This is a genomic window from Streptococcus infantis (assembly GCF_047463315.1).
GTDB classification, from domain to species: Bacteria; Bacillota; Bacilli; order Lactobacillales; family Streptococcaceae; genus Streptococcus; species Streptococcus infantis_AB.
Window position 1 is genome coordinate 12,806 of the sequence record NZ_JASHEB010000006.1, and the last position, 16,469, is coordinate 29,274.

Below are 16,469 nucleotides of genomic sequence, written 5' to 3' on the forward strand. Positions count from 1 at the left end.
GAAGTTATACTTGTTTAAAATTTGTTAATAAATCAGTAAAATTTTAAACACTTATCCACAAGTTATTTGATTTTCTTTTTGATAGTTTCGATTTCTATACGTAATTTATCATCAGTTTCAATCATAGATTTGATTTTTGCATGAGCATGAATGACGGTTGTATGATCTTTACCACCAAATTCTTTTCCGATTTTTGGAAGACTGTTATCAGTTAATTCTCTAGCTAGGTACATAGCAACTTGGCGAGCTAGAACAATATTCTGAACACGTCTAGTTCCCTTCATCTCCTTAACGCTCACATCATAAAATTTTCCGACTTCCTCTTGGATTTTTTCAATCGGAATGACGATCATGGTGCTGACGCTTTGTTTTCGAGCACGTATAGCTTCAGATGCAATATCAACAGTTATAGTGTTGATTTGTTTGACTTTAGCCATGAGACTAATATCTTTGAGCGCACCTTCTAATTCACGTACATTTGAATCAAACTGGCCAGCCAAATATTCGATTGCGTCAGGTTGAAAATGATAATCTAAATCCTCTGTTTTACTATTTAGGATAGCGATACGAGTTTCGAAATCAGGTGGAGTAATATCCGTTGTTAATCCCCATGAGAAGCGCGTGACAAGTCGTTCAGGTAGATTTTCTAGTTGTTCTGGCCTACGGTCACTCGTTAAAACGATCTGTTTATTATTACTGTGAAGTTTGTTAAATGTATTGAAAAATTCATCCTGAGTTTGCACTTTATTTCCACTGAGAGATTGAATATCATCAATAAGAAGGAGATCTAGACTTCGATAGGTTTTTTTAAAATTATCCATATCATTCAGTCTTAAATGATCTAAAAATTCATTAATAAAGCTTTCAGCAGGAATATATTTTACACGCGCATTAGGATTTTTTTTGAGAATTTCATTCCCAAGAGCATTGAGCAAGTGAGTTTTCCCTAGACCAGGTCCTCCATATATAAACAGAGGATTATAAGTTAGTCCGGGATCTTCCGAGACAGCTAAAGCAGCAGACTTAGCCCAAATATTTCCATCACCTTGGATAAAATTATCAAAAGTATAGATGTCTCTTAATCCTGTTTCTGAATAGGGTATAGATTTTTTAATTTCTTCCTGTTGATAATTACTATTTTCAACATTGCTTTCTATATCGGAGGTATTAGAATCTTCTTTAGTCAATACATATTGAGCTTTTATTTCAGTGTCATAGATTTGAAAACCGACAGCTACAATAATATCATTGAGTTTTGTACTCCAAACCATTTCCATTTCAGATCTTGGCAAAAATATGGTAGCTACATTTCCCTCAACCTTTATTAATTCAGCAGGTGTTGCGTAGAAATCAAACATTGATCGTGTCAATCTCTCTTTAGCTAATTCTAAAATCTGATTCCAAAATTGTTTTTCTTTCAACAACAAACTCCTCCTTTTCTAAATGGTGTAATCTCAAACACTATTTTATCACATAGCAAACAATTTTTCCACAACTTGTGAAAAACAATCCACAATGTTTAAAAGGTTTATCCACAACTTGTGGATAAAAGGTCTAGATTTTGATTTAATAGACTTTTTCTATACTAATCCAGTGGATAAGTATGTGAGTTTAGAAAAATAAAATAACAGCCTTATTTCAGGCTGTTAATAAAACGTTGGTATTCTTCTTGATTATGAAAAGAGATAGTTATTTTTCCTGCCTCTTTTTTTTGAAGGACGATTTGGACATCTAATCCCAACAATTTTTTCAAATTTTCTTCTTCTTCTTTGATAAAGTGATCTTTTTCTCTACTTTTCTTCTTATTATTTTTTTCTTCTTTAAGTAGATCTTCCACCTGTCGAACCGATAAATCCTCAGTCTGAATGCGATTGAGTAATTTTTTTTGTTCGTCAGTAGATAGTTGAATCAGGAGCCTAGCATGTGCTTGAGACAATTTTCCAGTTTCTACTTTTGTTAAAATAAAATCAGGGAGCGTTAGCAATCGAACAAGATTAGTGATATACGGACGTGATTTCCCCATTTTTGCAGCAATGTCTGCATGAGTATATCCTTTATCAATTAAAGATTGATAAGCTTTTGCTTCTTCAATCGGATTTAAGTCTTCTCGTTGTAAATTTTCAATGATTGAGTGAACCATCATATCCTGATCAGATAACTTTTTGATGATTACAGGAACTTCTGTGAGCCCAGCTGCTATTGATGCCCGATACCGTCTTTCTCCAGCTAGGATTTCGTATCCGATAACTGGAGATTGACGGACAATAATGGGTTGAATTAAACCATTTTCTTTAATAGATTGGGCAAGTTCTTCAATTTTTTCTTTTGAAAATTCTTTACGAGGTTGATAGGGATTTTTTTGAATATCACTGATACGAATTAATTTGAATTCTTCCATATTTCTACAGTATCACATCTTTGATATTCTGTAAAGTAGGTTTACAAATATGTAAACTATTGATTTAAATCACTTGTACTCTTATCTAGTTTGATTGTAGTTTTTTCTTCTTTACCATTACGGTAATAAGTTACAGTTATTTCATCTCCAATAGAGTGACTGTATAGCGCATTTTGCAATTCAGTAGTAGATGAAATCTTGGTATCATCTACTTTTGTGATGACATCATACTGTTGTAAATGTCCATTTGCAGGCATGTTCTTTTGAACAGAACGAACAGCTACACCAGAAGTAACGTTGTCAGGAAGTTTTAATTTTTGTAGATCGGCAGTGCTAAGGTTTGTCAAATTAACCATGTGTATACCAAGAGCTGGTCGAGTTACTTTTCCATCTTTTTCCAACTGTTTGATAATATTCTTAACATCATTTGCAGGAATAGCAAAGCCAAGACCTTCTACGGATGTTCCACCATTAGAGGCAATTTTACTTGATGTAATACCGATAACTTGTCCCTGGATATTAATCAAAGGACCTCCAGAGTTACCAGGGTTAATAGCTGTATCTGTTTGGATGGCATTTGTTGAAATAGCTTGGCCATCTTCAGATTTCAAAGAAACGTGTCTGTTCAAGCTTGATACAATCCCTTGTGTAACTGTATTTGCATATTCTGAACCCAAAGGACTACCGATTGCGATAGCTGTTTCCCCAACAGATAATTGACTTGAGTCACCAAACTCAGCTACTGTAGAGACCTTTTCTGAAGATATTTTTACTACTGCAATATCAGAATAGGTATCAGAACCAACAATTTCACCTGGTACTTTTGTTCCATCTGCTAGACGAATATCAACTTTTTTAGCGCCACTAATAACGTGAGTGTTGGTTACAATATAAGCATCATCCCCATCTTTTTTATAGATGACACCAGAACCTTCACTGTTAATTTGTTCAGTATTTGAATCTGTAACAGTATCATCAGTTCCAACAAAGCCACCTTGAGAGTTTTCTGAATAAGTGATAATCGATACAACTGCATCTTTAACTTTATCTACAGCCTGTGTGGTAGAATTTTCATTTTTCGAAGCAGTCTGAGTGACTGCTGCACTATTTTGTTCTCCACTTCCCTGCTTTTGGTTGAACTGAAGAACAGCCAAACTTCCTAATAGACCACTAAAAAAGCTAATAAGAATAACTAGTAAAAGTTGTCCAATTGTTTTTGAAAACTTGTTTAAGTTTTTCATAGAATCCTCCATATTTGATTAATTAGTGAAAGTATAAAATTATTAACTTAATCCTAGCTTAAAAAAGTTTAAGTTTTTAACAATCTGTGGATAACTGATTAAAACTTGTGAATTTATTGTGTTTTTCACCTTTTTCATTTGTGAATAAGCTGTGAATAGAATGCGATTATGATAAAATAGAAGCATGAAAATAAAAATTGTAACAGTTGGAAAACTAAAAGAAAAGTATCTCAAAGATGGAATTGCAGAATACTCTAAAAGAATATCACGATTTGCTGCCGTAGAAATGATTGAATTAGCTGATGAAAAGACACCAGATCGTGCCAGCGATTTAGAAAATGAAAAAATCTTGAATTTAGAAGGAAATCGAATCCTTTCCAAAATTGGTGATAGAGAATTTGTTGTTGTTTTAGCCATTGAAGGGGAAACCCTCTCTTCTGAAGAATTCAGTAAACAACTAGAACAAGCTTCTATTAATGGTTATTCCACCTTAACATTTGTGATTGGTGGGAGTCTGGGTCTTTCTCCTCAAGTAAAAAATCGAGCGAATCTATCCCTTAGTTTTGGTAGACTGACTCTTCCACATCAATTAATGCGTCTAGTTCTTGTAGAACAGATATACCGAGCCTTTACCATCCAACAAGGTTCTCCCTATCATAAATAGGATTGACTATTCTCGATTATTTTGATAAGATAAACTAGTTAGGTCTCATAGCTCAGCTGGATAGAGCATTCGCCTTCTAAGCGAACGGTCGCAGGTTCGAATCCTGCTGGGATCATATACTAGATTTAACGCTGGGGTGACCCAGCGTTTTTTGTAAAAATTGACAGTTCAGGTACAAAAATGTGCAGTTGAGAATGATCACTTATAATATAAATCACATTTTGTATAATAGATTGGTAAGTTCATTTATAAGAAAAAAGAGAAAACATTATAGGGAGATATAATGGATTTATTGAAAATACTCATAGTTATTCTTCATATTCTTATTCTAACAAATAGCTATGAACTCATTTGTAAGGCAACAAAAAAAGAAAGATATCTGTTTATTTCTTGGGTATTTATATTACAGTCTATTGTTGAAATTTTATTCTATTTAACTTCTTTACATGGATTAGGAATGGAAAAAATTTCATTTACCTGTATTATCTTTGCTTATTTAATAGGATTTAAAAAATATAATAAGTTCAAGGCTATTTTTATCAGTTTACTATTGTCTCTACTATATCAAAGTACTCATACTTTTATAGCAGTAATCATATCCTCTATAACAGGTGTTTCTTTCGTAACAAAATATGAAGATTTCTTTTTTGTAGTAGTTTTATTGCTGACCTATTTTGTAATCAAAAAAATTATTTTTTATTTCCACTTGGAAATCAATTATTTTGATAAAGATTACCTCTATCCATTTTTTAAAAAGGTCATTTTTGCTTTCTTTGCTTTACATATTCTATTATTTATTTCAGACATGGTGAATATTCATGAACACTTTTATAGTTTTAGTAGTATTTTAGCAACAATTGTCTTTATTTGTTTACTACTAATCTTCTTTGCAATGAATGCCAAGAAGGTTCAAATTGAAAAAGAAATAGCCCTAAAACAGAAAAAATTTGAACAAGAACATTTACAGACCTATACAGATGAAATTGTTGGTTTGTATAATGAAATCCGTGGTTTCCGTCATGATTATGCAGGTATGCTTGTCAGTATGCAAATGGCTATTGACAGTAAAGATTTACAGGAAATTGACAGAATTTACAATGAAGTCTTAGTAAAAGCTAATCAAAAATTACGTTCAGATAAGTATACATACTTTGATTTAAACAATATAGAAGATACAGCTTTACGAAGTTTAATTGCACAATCCATTGTATATGCAAGAAATAAGGACGTAGAGTTTACACTAGAAGTAAAGGATATCATCACAAAGTTGTCAATTGATTTACTTGATCTTGTGCGTATTATGAGCGTTTTATTGAACAATGCTGTCGAAGGTGCTGCAGAAAGTTACTCGAAACAAATGGAGGTTGCAGTGATTAAGATGGATTTAGAAATAGTTATCGTGATTCAAAATTCGTGTAAATATACTATGATGCCTTCAGAAGACTTGTTTGAACTAGGTTTTTCTACTAAAGGTAGAAATAGAGGAATAGGCCTTAATAATGTCAAAGAGATTTTGGATCAGTATGAAAATATCATTTTAGAGACAGAGATGGAAGATAGTAAGTTTAGACAGATTATTAGATTTAAGAGAGAGTTTGAATGAAAGTATTAATTTTAGAAGATGTTATTCAACATCAAGTCAGATTAGAAAGAACCTTGGATGAAATTTCAAAGGAATTGAATATTCCTATTTCTTACAAAACAACAGGTAAAGAACGAGAATTTAAGGAATATATCGAAAATGATGAAGTAAACCAGCTTTATTTTCTAGATATTGATATTCATGGCGTTGAGAAAAAAGGATTTGAGGTAGCACAGTTTATTCGTCGCCACAATCCCTATGCAATTATCGTATTTATCACTAGTAGATCAGAATTTGCTACCTTAACTTACAAATATCAAGTATCAGCCTTGGATTTTGTTGATAAAGATATCAATGATGAATTATTTAAAAAACGTATCGAACAGAGTATCTTATATACCAAAAGTATGCTACTTGAAAATAAAGATGTTGTGGATTATTTTGACTATAATTACAAGGGAAATGATTTGAAAATTCCCTACCATGATATTTTATATATTGAAACAACAGGAGTATCTCATAAGTTAAGGATTATTGGTAAGAATTTTGCCAAAGAATTTTATGGTACTATGGCGGATATTCAAGAAAAAGATAAAGATATTCAAAGATTTTATTCTGCTCATAAATCATTTCTTGTCAATGTAGGAAATATTAGGGAAATTGATCGAAAAAATTTAGAAGTGGTTTTTTATGAGGATCATCGTTGTCCAATTACCCGTCTAAAGGTACGGAAATTAAGAGATATTCTGGAGAAAAAATCTAAAAAGTGATTGACAATTAGTAAGAAATTGATATAATGGTTATATCTGCTACAGATAGATGGTCCGTTGGTCAAGGGGTTAAGACACCGCCTTTTCACGGCGGTAACACGGGTTCGAATCCCGTACGGACTATATTATCCGCCATAGCTCAGTTGGTAGTAGCGCATGACTGTTAATCATGATGTCGTAGGTTCGAGTCCTACTGGCGGAGTTAAACAAAAAGAACACCAATGGTGTTCTTTTTTTGTCTCTAATTTGCATCTCCCAACATTTTCATAAGAAAGTTTGTCATTTCTTGTGGACTTTCTTTTTTTCCATGAGCAATCCAGGTTTGGCATACACCAAATAGTGCGTTTGTTAGATAAATACTGCTATACTCTAACTCAATATTGTTTAAATTTAATTGCATAAAGCGTTTTTGGAGGTCAGTGCTAAGCATAATGTGAAGTTTATTTCTCAAGAAGTTTTGTATCTCTTTTGTACCATTTTCAGATAGAAGAGCAGCTAGTAAAGGTTCAGACTCTAAGTATTCAAACACTTCTAGAATAGCATCTCTTTTATGATTTGCGTGTTTTTGAAAAATATACTCAAAGGTATGAAAAAGCTTACTTTGGTAATGTTCAATCATATCATACTTATCTTTGTAATGAGTATAAAAACTAGAACGACTAATTCCGGCTTTTTCTGCCAGCTTAATAGTGCTAATTTGATCAAATGGTTGTTCCGTTAATAATTGAACCATGGCGTTCTCAATAGTACGTTTGGTTTTTAAGCGTTTGTTGCTCTCTTTCATAGTTCCTCCTTGTGAACAAAAATAGACTCAGTGTCTAAAAATAAAAATTTTGACTTGTAAATAAGAATTTTTAATGTATAATCTATTATATCAAAATTTTAGACAATATGTGTAAAAAAGGAGACAATATGTTTAAAGAATGGAAAGCAATTTTTAAAAAACCAACCTTTATCATTGTAATGATAGGGATTTCTCTTATTCCTGCTTTATACAACATCATATTTTTATCATCTATGTGGGATCCATATGGCAAATTATCTGAGTTGCCTGTAGCGGTCGTTAATAATGATAAAGAAGCATCTTATAATGGAAACACAATGACTATTGGAAAAGACATGGTGTCCAATTTAGAGCAAAATAAATCATTAGATTTTCATTTTGTCAGTGAAGAAGAAGGTAAGAAGGGTCTAGAAGACGGTGATTACTATATGGTAGTAACTTTGCCAAGTGACTTATCTGAAAAGGCTGCTTCTATTCTATCAGATCACCCAGAACAAATGAATATTAACTATCAAACTTCTAGTGGACATAGTTTCATTGCAAGTAAGATGAGTGATTCTGCCATGACACAGTTAAAACAGAATGTTTCTGCTAATGTAACCGAAACCTATACGAAAGCTTTATTTCAAAAGATGGGAGATTTAAAATCTGGTTTAACGAAGGCAGCTGATGGAAGTGAACAATTGGCCAATGGGGCTAGTCAGTTAGCTGTAGGAAGTCAGACATTGTCTTCTAATCTTGATACTTTAGCTAGTTCAAGTTTAACCTTTTCTGATGGCACAAATCAATTTACAAAAGGATTGACAACGTATGTAACAGGAGTAAAGCAACTGAATAGTGGCTTAGGTACATTTAATGATGGTTTACAGAACTATACAAGTGCAGTTTCACAGGTTGACACTGGACTTAATCAATTATCTTCTAAGACTCCAGAATTAGTAGCAGGTGTCAATCAGCTAAATACTGGAATGAAGTCATATGCAGGAGGAGTTTCGCAACTGAATACAGGTCTCAATCAATTTTCAGTTGGTGTCAATGCTTATACAAGCGGTGTTGACAAGCTATCTATTGGGGCAAACCAATTATCTAGTCAATCAGATACATTGAGAAACGGTATTACCCAATTAAATAAAGGGATTAAAGAAATTTCTACTCAATTGAATACTTCATCTCAACAAAAAGAGGAAATCACTCAATTAGCAACTAGTTTAGATGAATTGAATAAAGCACTTCAAGCTGTAACTGTTTCAGATAATACTGAACTTAAAAGTACAATATCTAATGATTTAGCGAATATATCTACTCTTGCTCAAACTATTGTGACTAATAGTCAAACAGAGCAAGAGAAAACTCTTACCAATCTTCAAGCAACAGCAACTTATCAATCTCTTACTGATACTCAGAAACAAGAACTGACTGCAGCTGTTTCAAATAATTCTAATTCTACGATAGAGTCAGCAAAAGCAATTTTAACGACGGTAGGAGATTTAAAAGAAAATTTGGGAAGTGTAAACCAACCAGTCTCTAATCTTTCTACTTTACAGACTAAAGCAAATCAAGTATTACCTGTGGCGTCTAGTTCCTTGACATCTATGTCAAGTGGATTTACACAGTTGCAAAATGCTGTAGATAATCAGTTAGTTCCTGGAAGTCAATCGATTGAAAATGGAGTTAATGACTATACTAAAGGGTTGGATACTATTTCTTTAGGTGTAAACCAACTAAGTGAAAAGAATACAACTTTAACAACAAGTTTGGATCAATTGGTTTCTGGATCAAGTAAGTTGACAGAAAACTCTTCAACCTTGACATCTGGTTTGGATTCGCTAGCTGGGAAAACTCCAGAATTAGTAACAGGTATTGAAAAACTATCATCTGGTTCTAGCCAATTAAATAGTAAGAGTTCAGACTTAATTGCAGGACTTGATAAAATACAGCTTGGTTCAAGTCAATTAACAGATAAATCAAGTCAATTGCTTTCAGCTAGCTCTCAGTTAGGAAATGGAGCAGCAAAAATTGCAGATGGTGCTGGAAAATTAGCTGAAGGTGGAGCAACTTTAACTGCTGGTATTGAAAGTTTACAAGTAGGAACTACTGATCTAGGACAAGGCTTAAGAAGTGCTAGCAATCAACTAAAATCAGCATCAACAGAGTCTAATAATGCAGAAATATTATCTGAGCCTTTGAGTCTTTCAAAAAAAGATAATGATCAAGTTCCTGTAAATGGGATTGCTATGGCTCCTTATATGATATCAGTCGCTCTCTTTGTCGCTGCATTATCAACAAATATGATTTTTGCTAAATTACCTTCAGGTCGTCATCCTGAAACTCGCTGGGCTTGGTTCAAATCTCGCTTTGAGATAAATGGAGTTATAGCTGTTTTAGCCGCTGTCTTAGTCTATGGAGGAGTTCATCTTATTGGATTAACATCAAATCATGAAATGAGGACTTTACTCTTAATCATCATCGCAAGTCTGACCTTTATGTCTATGGTAACCGCATTAACGACATGGAATAGTCGCTTAGGTGCTTTCTTCTCTCTTATTTTATTATTATTACAATTAGCATCAAGTGCAGGAACTTATCCACTTGCTCTGACAAATAGTTTCTTTAAGGCTGTCAATCCTTGGTTGCCAATGAGTTATTCAGTTTCAGGTTTGAGACAAACAATTTCAATGACAGGGAATATTCATCATCAGGTAATTTTCCTTCTTGTAACTTTAATTCTATTCATAGGATTAGGTATGCTTGCTTATCAACCTAAAAAACTGGAAGAAGATTAAAAAAAAATCGACCAATTTGGTCGATTTTTTGTGAGTATGAATCATGTTAAGAATTTATAAATCTAATAATAGAATGTTTCACGTGAAACAATGAATATGTTGAATAGAATCAGATTGACAGAACTATCAACTAAAAATTCATAAGAAATAAAAAAACTCAGTTGGGCTCCCAACTGAGTTTTTTAAAGTTATACTTAATCTTTCCAAAGTTCTTTTACTTTTGCTTGTACTTCAGCATTTTCTAAGAATTCATCATAGGTTTCATCAATACGATCGATGACGCCGTTTTTAGATAAGACAATAATGTGGTTAGCCAAAGTTTGGATGAATTCATGGTCGTGACTGGCGAAGATGATAGATTCTTTGAAATTTTTCAATCCATCGTTCAAACTTGAAATAGATTCCAAATCTAAGTGATTAGTAGGATCGTCAAGTACAAGAACGTTTGATTTCAAAAGCATGAGTTTCGAAAGCATCACGCGCACTTTTTCTCCCCCTGACAAGACGTTTACAGGCTTGTTAACCTCGTCTCCAGAAAAGAGCATGCGACCAAGGAAACCACGTAGGAAGGTATTGTCATCTTCTTCTTTACTTGCAAATTGACGCAACCAGTCAAGGATTGATTCACTGCCAGCAAAATAAGCTGAATTGTCTTTTGGTAAGTAAGAGCGACTAGTTGTAACTCCCCATTTGACAGTTCCCTCATATTCAATTTCACCCATGATTGCACGAATCAAGGCAGTTGTTTGGATGTCATTTTGTCCAATAAGAGCTGTCTTGTCACCTGGACGCAAGATGAAGCTGATGTTGTCAAGAATAGTTTCACCATCAATCTTTACAGATAAGTTTTCTACTGTCAAGAGGTCGTTCCCAATTTCTCGTTCAGCTTTAAAGCTGATGAATGGGTATTTACGACTAGAAGGGACAATTTCCTCAAGTTCAATCTTGTCAAGCATTTTTTTACGTGAAGTTGCTTGTCTTGATTTAGATGCATTAGCAGAGAAACGAGCAACGAATTCTTGAAGTTGTTTGATTTTTTCTTCTGCTTTAGCATTACGGTCTGCTAGTAATTTAGCAGCAAGCTCAGAAGACTCCTTCCAGAAGTCGTAGTTTCCTACATAGAGTTTGATTTTTCCAAAGTCAAGGTCAGCCATGTGAGTACATACTTTATTCAAGAAGTGACGGTCGTGGGATACTACAATGACAGTATTATCAAAGTCGATTAGGAAATCCTCTAGCCAAGTGATGGATTGAATATCCAGACCATTGGTTGGCTCGTCCAAAAGAAGGACATCTGGTTTACCGAAGAGGGCTTTAGCAAGGAGAACCTTTACTTTGTCGCCATTTGCTAGTTCACTCATATTTTGGTAATGAAGTTCTTCTGGAATATTCAAATTTTGTAAGAGTTGTGAAGCTTCACTCTCAGCTTCCCAACCACCTAGTTCAGCGAATTCTCCTTCAAGTTCAGCTGCGCGAACACCATCTTCTTCTGAAAAATCTTCTTTCATATAAATGGCGTCTTTTTCTTTCATGATGTTGTATAGTTTTTCATTACCCATGATAACAACATCAATAGCACGCTCATCTTCGTAGTCAAAGTGATTTTGACGAAGTACTGAAAGACGTTCGTCTGGTCCAAGAGAGATATGCCCAGTTGTCGGTTCAATATCCCCAGCTAAGATTTTTAAAAAGGTTGATTTTCCAGCACCGTTGGCACCAATCAAACCATAGGTATTTCCTTCTGTAAATTTGATGTTTACATCATCAAAAAGTTTACGATCACTAAAACGTAGTGAAACATCAGATACTGTTAGCAAAGTTTTTCTCCTATTATATGTAATACTCTAATTCTACTAGAAAATCACCAATTATTCAAATTTTTATTTGTCAATTTTCTGTAAACAAAGTTGACAACCCCTTTACGATTGAAAGGGGTAACATCTCTATTGTTTCAATAAAAAAATTATCTGTCTTTTTATTAAAAAAATGCTATAATTGAAAGGAGCATATCAAAGGAGAATAAGATGAGTAAACCCATTATTTTAACAGGAGATCGTCCAACGGGGAAATTACATATTGGGCACTACGTTGGTAGTTTGAAAAATCGTGTCTTACTACAAGAAGATAATAAATATGACATGTTTGTTTTTTTAGCTGACCAGCAAGCACTAACAGACCATGCAAAAGATCCACAAACTATTGTAGAGTCTATTGGGAATGTTGCTTTGGATTATCTTGCAGTGGGATTAGATCCTAATAAAGCAACGATTTTCATTCAAAGCCAGATTCCAGAATTGGCAGAGCTCTCTATGTATTATATGAACCTAGTTTCATTAGCTCGCTTGGAACGAAATCCAACCGTAAAGACTGAAATTGCTCAAAAAGGCTTTGGAGAAAGTATTCCAACTGGATTTTTAGTTTATCCAGTTGCGCAAGCAGCAGATATTACAGCATTTAAGGCTAACTTGGTTCCAGTAGGGAATGATCAAAAGCCGATGATTGAACAAACACGTGAAATTGTGCGTTCTTTCAACCATGCCTATAACTGTGATGTTTTAGTAGAACCAGAAGGAATTTATCCTGAGCATGAAGGTGCGGGACGTTTACCAGGTCTTGATGGTAATGCCAAAATGTCGAAATCACTTAATAATGGAATTTACCTAGCTGATGATGCGGATACTTTGCGTAAAAAAGTAATGAGTATGTATACAGATCCAGACCATATTCGTGTTGAGGATCCAGGTAAGATTGAAGGAAATATGGTTTTCCATTACTTGGACGTATTCGGTCGACCTGAGGATGCTCAAGAAATTGCTGAAATGAAGGAACATTATCAACGTGGAGGCCTTGGTGATGTTAAGACCAAACGTTACCTACTTGAAATCCTAGAACGTGAACTTGGTCCAATCCGTGAACGTCGCCTAGAATATGCTAAAGATATGGGTGAGGTTTATAACATGCTCCAAAAAGGTAGTGAAAAAGCTCGAGAAGTTGCTGGGCAAACACTATCAGAAGTAAAAGCTGCAATGGGTCTAAATTACTTTCACTAATGGATAAAATATGAACTATAAAACTATTTCTTCTTTAAAATAAGAGGGATAGTTTTTTATTTATTCTCTTATAAATTTAATTGACAAATTTTCATAGAATGGTATGATAGATACAATACAAAAAGCGTTTAGCTCAATAAAGAAAGAAAAGAGGAAACTTCAATGTCTAATTGGGACACTAAATTTTTGAAAAAAGGTTTTACCTTTGATGATGTATTGCTAATTCCAGCAGAGAGTCATGTGTTGCCTAATGATGCGGATTTAACAACAAAATTAGCAGATAATTTGACTTTAAATATCCCAATTATTACAGCTGCAATGGATACTGTAACAGAAAGCCAAATGGCCATTGCAATCGCGCGTGCAGGTGGACTTGGAGTTATCCATAAAAATATGTCTATCGAACAACAGGCAGATGAAGTTCGTAAGGTAAAACGTTCTGAAAATGGTGTTATCATTGATCCATTCTTCTTGACTCCTGAACATACAATTGCTGAAGCAGATGAACTCATGGGCCGTTACCGTATCAGTGGTGTCCCAGTGGTTGAAACTCTAGAAAACCGTAAGTTAGTTGGTATTTTGACCAACCGAGATCTGCGTTTCATTTCTGACTACAACCAACCAATTTCAAAACACATGACTAGTGAAAACCTAGTTACTGCTCCGGTTGGTACAGATTTAAAAACTGCTGAGAGTATTCTTCAAGAACACCGTATTGAAAAACTACCTCTAGTTGACGAAGAGGGTCGTCTTTCTGGTTTAATCACCATTAAAGATATTGAAAAAGTGATTGAGTTCCCAAATGCGGCAAAAGATGAATTCGGTCGTCTTCTAGTTGCTGGTGCGGTAGGAGTTACTTCTGACACATTTGAACGTGCAGAAGCCCTCTTTGAAGCAGGAGCTGATGCTATTGTTATCGATACTGCCCATGGTCACTCAGCGGGTGTACTTCGTAAAATCGCTGAAATTCGTGCTCATTTCCCAGACCGTACACTGATTGCTGGGAACATCGCTACTGCTGAAGGTGCGCGTGCTCTTTATGATGCAGGTGTTGACGTTGTTAAAGTCGGTATTGGCCCAGGTTCAATCTGTACAACTCGTGTTATTGCTGGTGTAGGAGTTCCCCAGGTAACAGCAATTTACGATGCAGCAGCAGTTGCTCGTGAATATGGTAAAACAATTATCGCTGATGGTGGAATCAAATATTCTGGAGATATTGTAAAAGCCCTTGCTGCTGGAGGAAACGCAGTGATGCTCGGATCAATGTTTGCAGGAACAGATGAAGCTCCAGGTGAAACTGAGATATTCCAAGGGCGTAAGTTCAAGACATACCGCGGTATGGGTTCAATCGCTGCTATGAAGAAGGGTTCAAGCGACCGTTACTTCCAAGGTTCTGTCAATGAAGCAAACAAACTAGTTCCAGAAGGAATCGAAGGTCGTGTTGCTTATAAAGGTGCAGCAGCTGATATTGTTTTCCAAATGATTGGTGGTATTCGTTCTGGTATGGGTTACTGTGGTGCTGCTAACTTAAAAGAATTACATGATAATGCTCAGTTTATCGAAATGTCAGGTGCGGGTCTAAAAGAAAGCCATCCACACGATGTGCAAATCACTAATGAAGCACCAAACTATTCAATGTAATAAAAAAATCTCCTGTTAAACGGGAGATTTTTTTATTTTACAAAGATGTAAAGTTTAATTTACAGTCAATTGACCATTATCTACTGTAAAGACGCTCAAGTTATCAGGTAAGTTTTGAAGATGGTCTAAACTAGTAGTTGTAATAAAAGTTTGAATGTTATGAGAAATAGTTTCCAATAATTTAAGTTGACGAGTATTGTCAAGTTCACTCATGACATCGTCAAGCAAAAGAATGGGAGATTCTTTGGTAATGCTCTCCATCAATTCGATTTCAGCAAGTTTTATAGAAAGCACCAAGCTACGATGTTGCCCTTGACTTCCGAAACTTGCTTCCATTCCATTAATCATGAAAATCATATCATCCCGATGAGGACCAACTCCAGTATTCTTCTTAAATAAATCTCTGGTTCTACTTTTTTGAAGCGCTATATGGAAAGATTCAGCCAAATGTTCCTTGTCAACAAAGTTTACAGAAGGTTGATAACGGATTGACAGTTCTTCTAACTGACCTGAGATGTCAAAATGTTTTTTCTTGCCAAAGAGTTCCATTTTCTGGATAAAGTCAGCTCGATGAATCATTACACGACAGCCATATTCTACTAGTTGGTCATCAAGAACAGATAGGAAAGTCTCATCTATGTTTTGTGTAGATTTTAGATAGCTATTTCTCTGTTTAAGGATGTGGTTATAACTTGACAGGTCTGACAAGTATATTGGTTTGATTTGCCCCAACTCCATGTCAATGAATTTACGTCGAATGGCTGGAGCACCTTTGACAAGCTGTAAATCTTCTGGGGCAAATAAGACAACGTTCATATGTCCGATATAATCAGAAAGACGAGCTTGCTTTAAATGGTTTACTTTTGTAATTCGACCTTTTTGTGTGAGATCTATTTCAAGTGGTATAGTTGCCGTTTTTTTCTGCAAGATTCCAGAAACTTGTAGTTGCTCTTCTTCAAATTGAATTAAATTTTTGTCAGTCTTTGTTCTGTGACTTCTTGTTAGAGCTAAAAAGTAAATACTTTCAAGAAGATTTGTTTTTCCTTGAGCGTTCCGGCCAACAAATACATTTAATTTTGGGTTAAAATCAATTTCTGTATTACGATAGTTACGAAATTGTTTAATGGATAAGTTTTTCAGCCACATATTTACCTACCTGGGAAACGTGGTGCACTTTTTGCTTTTGGTGTCTGGTTCTTTTTGTCTGGTTTGTTTTGAACCTTTTTATTCATTTCTTTAACAAGTTTAGCTACACGCTCTTTCTCGATTTTATCTTGTTTAAATTCCTCAAGTTCTTCAGGATTTGGTTGAACTAAAACAATTTGAGTTTTTAAATCAGGAATGTCAATAGTATCACCAATTCTAATTTTTTTGCCACGACGATTTTCTAATTCCCCATTAAAATATACAAGATGGTCCGCTAAAAAAGATTTAATAGCACCTCCACTTTGGATGATTCCAAGATCTTTCAAAAGAGCTTGGAGAGTAATAAATTCTTCAAATAATTTGTATTCCATAGTTCACCTCAATCTTTGGTATTATACCATATTTTGCTT

General features: G+C 34.6%; 13 protein-coding genes and 3 tRNA genes. 9 read left to right on the top strand and 7 right to left on the bottom strand.

Translation table 11 applies throughout. The features are described from left to right. Positions 1-62: 62 nt before the first annotated feature. The 3 genes from dnaA to QM857_RS07195 all read right to left on the bottom strand — a co-directional run bounded on the left by dnaA (position 63) and on the right by QM857_RS07195 (position 3,639). Entirely contained in the window at positions 63-1,421 is a 1,359-nt protein-coding gene (dnaA, locus tag QM857_RS07185) for a chromosomal replication initiator protein DnaA (RefSeq protein ID WP_414275518.1), read from the bottom strand. 212 nt (positions 1,422-1,633) lie between these two features. After that, on the bottom strand, positions 1,634-2,398 hold the full coding sequence (locus tag QM857_RS07190; protein WP_414275519.1) for a ParB/RepB/Spo0J family partition protein: 765 nt from the start codon (positions 2,396-2,398) through the stop codon (positions 1,634-1,636). A 56-nt stretch (positions 2,399-2,454) separates the two neighbouring features. Beyond that, positions 2,455-3,639: a S1C family serine protease gene (locus QM857_RS07195; protein WP_414275520.1), complete on the bottom strand. Its 1,185-nt coding sequence runs from the start codon at positions 3,637-3,639 to the stop codon at positions 2,455-2,457. Positions 3,640-3,823: 184 nt separating this feature from the next. On the opposite strand from QM857_RS07195, the gene rlmH reads away from it, so the two are divergent. The 6 genes from rlmH (at position 3,824) to QM857_RS07225 (ending at position 6,857) form a co-directional block, all read left to right on the top strand. Continuing rightward, positions 3,824-4,303, top strand: coding sequence for a 23S rRNA (pseudouridine(1915)-N(3))-methyltransferase RlmH (gene rlmH, locus QM857_RS07200; RefSeq protein WP_414275521.1), 480 nt, complete (start codon positions 3,824-3,826; stop codon positions 4,301-4,303). Positions 4,304-4,344: 41 nt separating this feature from the next. After that, positions 4,345-4,418: transfer RNA gene (locus QM857_RS07205), tRNA-Arg, on the top strand. 168 nt (positions 4,419-4,586) lie between these two features. Continuing rightward, positions 4,587-5,906, top strand: a complete 1,320-nt coding sequence (comD, locus tag QM857_RS07210; RefSeq protein WP_414275522.1) for a competence system sensor histidine kinase ComD — start codon at positions 4,587-4,589, stop codon at positions 5,904-5,906. Next, positions 5,903-6,655 carry a competence system response regulator transcription factor ComE gene (gene comE / locus QM857_RS07215; protein WP_049494633.1) on the top strand — a complete coding sequence of 251 codons (753 nt, stop codon included), beginning with the start codon at positions 5,903-5,905 and terminating at the stop codon, positions 6,653-6,655. Before comD ends, comE begins: the two co-directional genes overlap by 4 nt. A 51-nt stretch (positions 6,656-6,706) precedes the next feature. Next, a tRNA-Glu gene (locus tag QM857_RS07220) sits at positions 6,707-6,778 on the top strand. A 5-nt stretch (positions 6,779-6,783) separates the two neighbouring features. Continuing rightward, positions 6,784-6,857 (top strand) — tRNA-Asn (locus QM857_RS07225). Between the two features lie 39 nt (positions 6,858-6,896). On the opposite strand, the gene QM857_RS07230 is transcribed toward QM857_RS07225, so the two are convergent. Beyond that, the gene (locus QM857_RS07230; protein ID WP_004250951.1) at positions 6,897-7,439 is read right to left on the bottom strand and encodes a TetR/AcrR family transcriptional regulator; all 543 of its coding nucleotides are present in this window, start codon (positions 7,437-7,439) and stop codon (positions 6,897-6,899) included. Between the two features lie 128 nt (positions 7,440-7,567). Here QM857_RS07230 and QM857_RS07235 point away from each other — a divergent pair, with 128 nt between their 5' ends. Then, positions 7,568-10,222 (top strand): YhgE/Pip family protein, encoded by a 2,655-nt coding sequence (locus tag QM857_RS07235; protein WP_414275523.1) that lies wholly within the window; start codon positions 7,568-7,570, stop codon positions 10,220-10,222. Positions 10,223-10,416: 194 nt separating this feature from the next. On the opposite strand, the gene QM857_RS07240 is transcribed toward QM857_RS07235, so the two are convergent. Beyond that, a complete protein-coding gene (locus QM857_RS07240) occupies positions 10,417-12,039 on the bottom strand; it encodes an ATP-binding cassette domain-containing protein (RefSeq protein WP_195183552.1) in 1,623 nt (540 codons plus the stop codon). Positions 12,040-12,246: 207 nt separating this feature from the next. Here QM857_RS07240 and trpS point away from each other — a divergent pair, with 207 nt between their 5' ends. Both trpS and guaB read left to right on the top strand, forming a co-directional pair. Continuing rightward, on the top strand, positions 12,247-13,272 hold the full coding sequence (trpS, locus tag QM857_RS07245) for a tryptophan--tRNA ligase (RefSeq protein ID WP_414275524.1): 1,026 nt from the start codon (positions 12,247-12,249) through the stop codon (positions 13,270-13,272). 162 nt (positions 13,273-13,434) lie between these two features. Then, positions 13,435-14,913 carry an IMP dehydrogenase gene (guaB, locus tag QM857_RS07250; RefSeq protein ID WP_368910438.1) on the top strand — a complete coding sequence of 493 codons (1,479 nt, stop codon included), beginning with the start codon at positions 13,435-13,437 and terminating at the stop codon, positions 14,911-14,913. Positions 14,914-14,967: 54 nt separating this feature from the next. Here guaB and recF read toward each other — a convergent pair whose 3' ends face one another. Next, positions 14,968-16,059 carry a DNA replication/repair protein RecF gene (gene recF / locus QM857_RS07255; RefSeq protein WP_414275525.1) on the bottom strand — a complete coding sequence of 364 codons (1,092 nt, stop codon included), beginning with the start codon at positions 16,057-16,059 and terminating at the stop codon, positions 14,968-14,970. Positions 16,060-16,061: 2 nt separating this feature from the next. Further along, on the bottom strand, positions 16,062-16,430 hold the full coding sequence (gene yaaA / locus QM857_RS07260; protein ID WP_414275526.1) for a S4 domain-containing protein YaaA: 369 nt from the start codon (positions 16,428-16,430) through the stop codon (positions 16,062-16,064). Positions 16,431-16,469 lie beyond the last annotated feature (39 nt).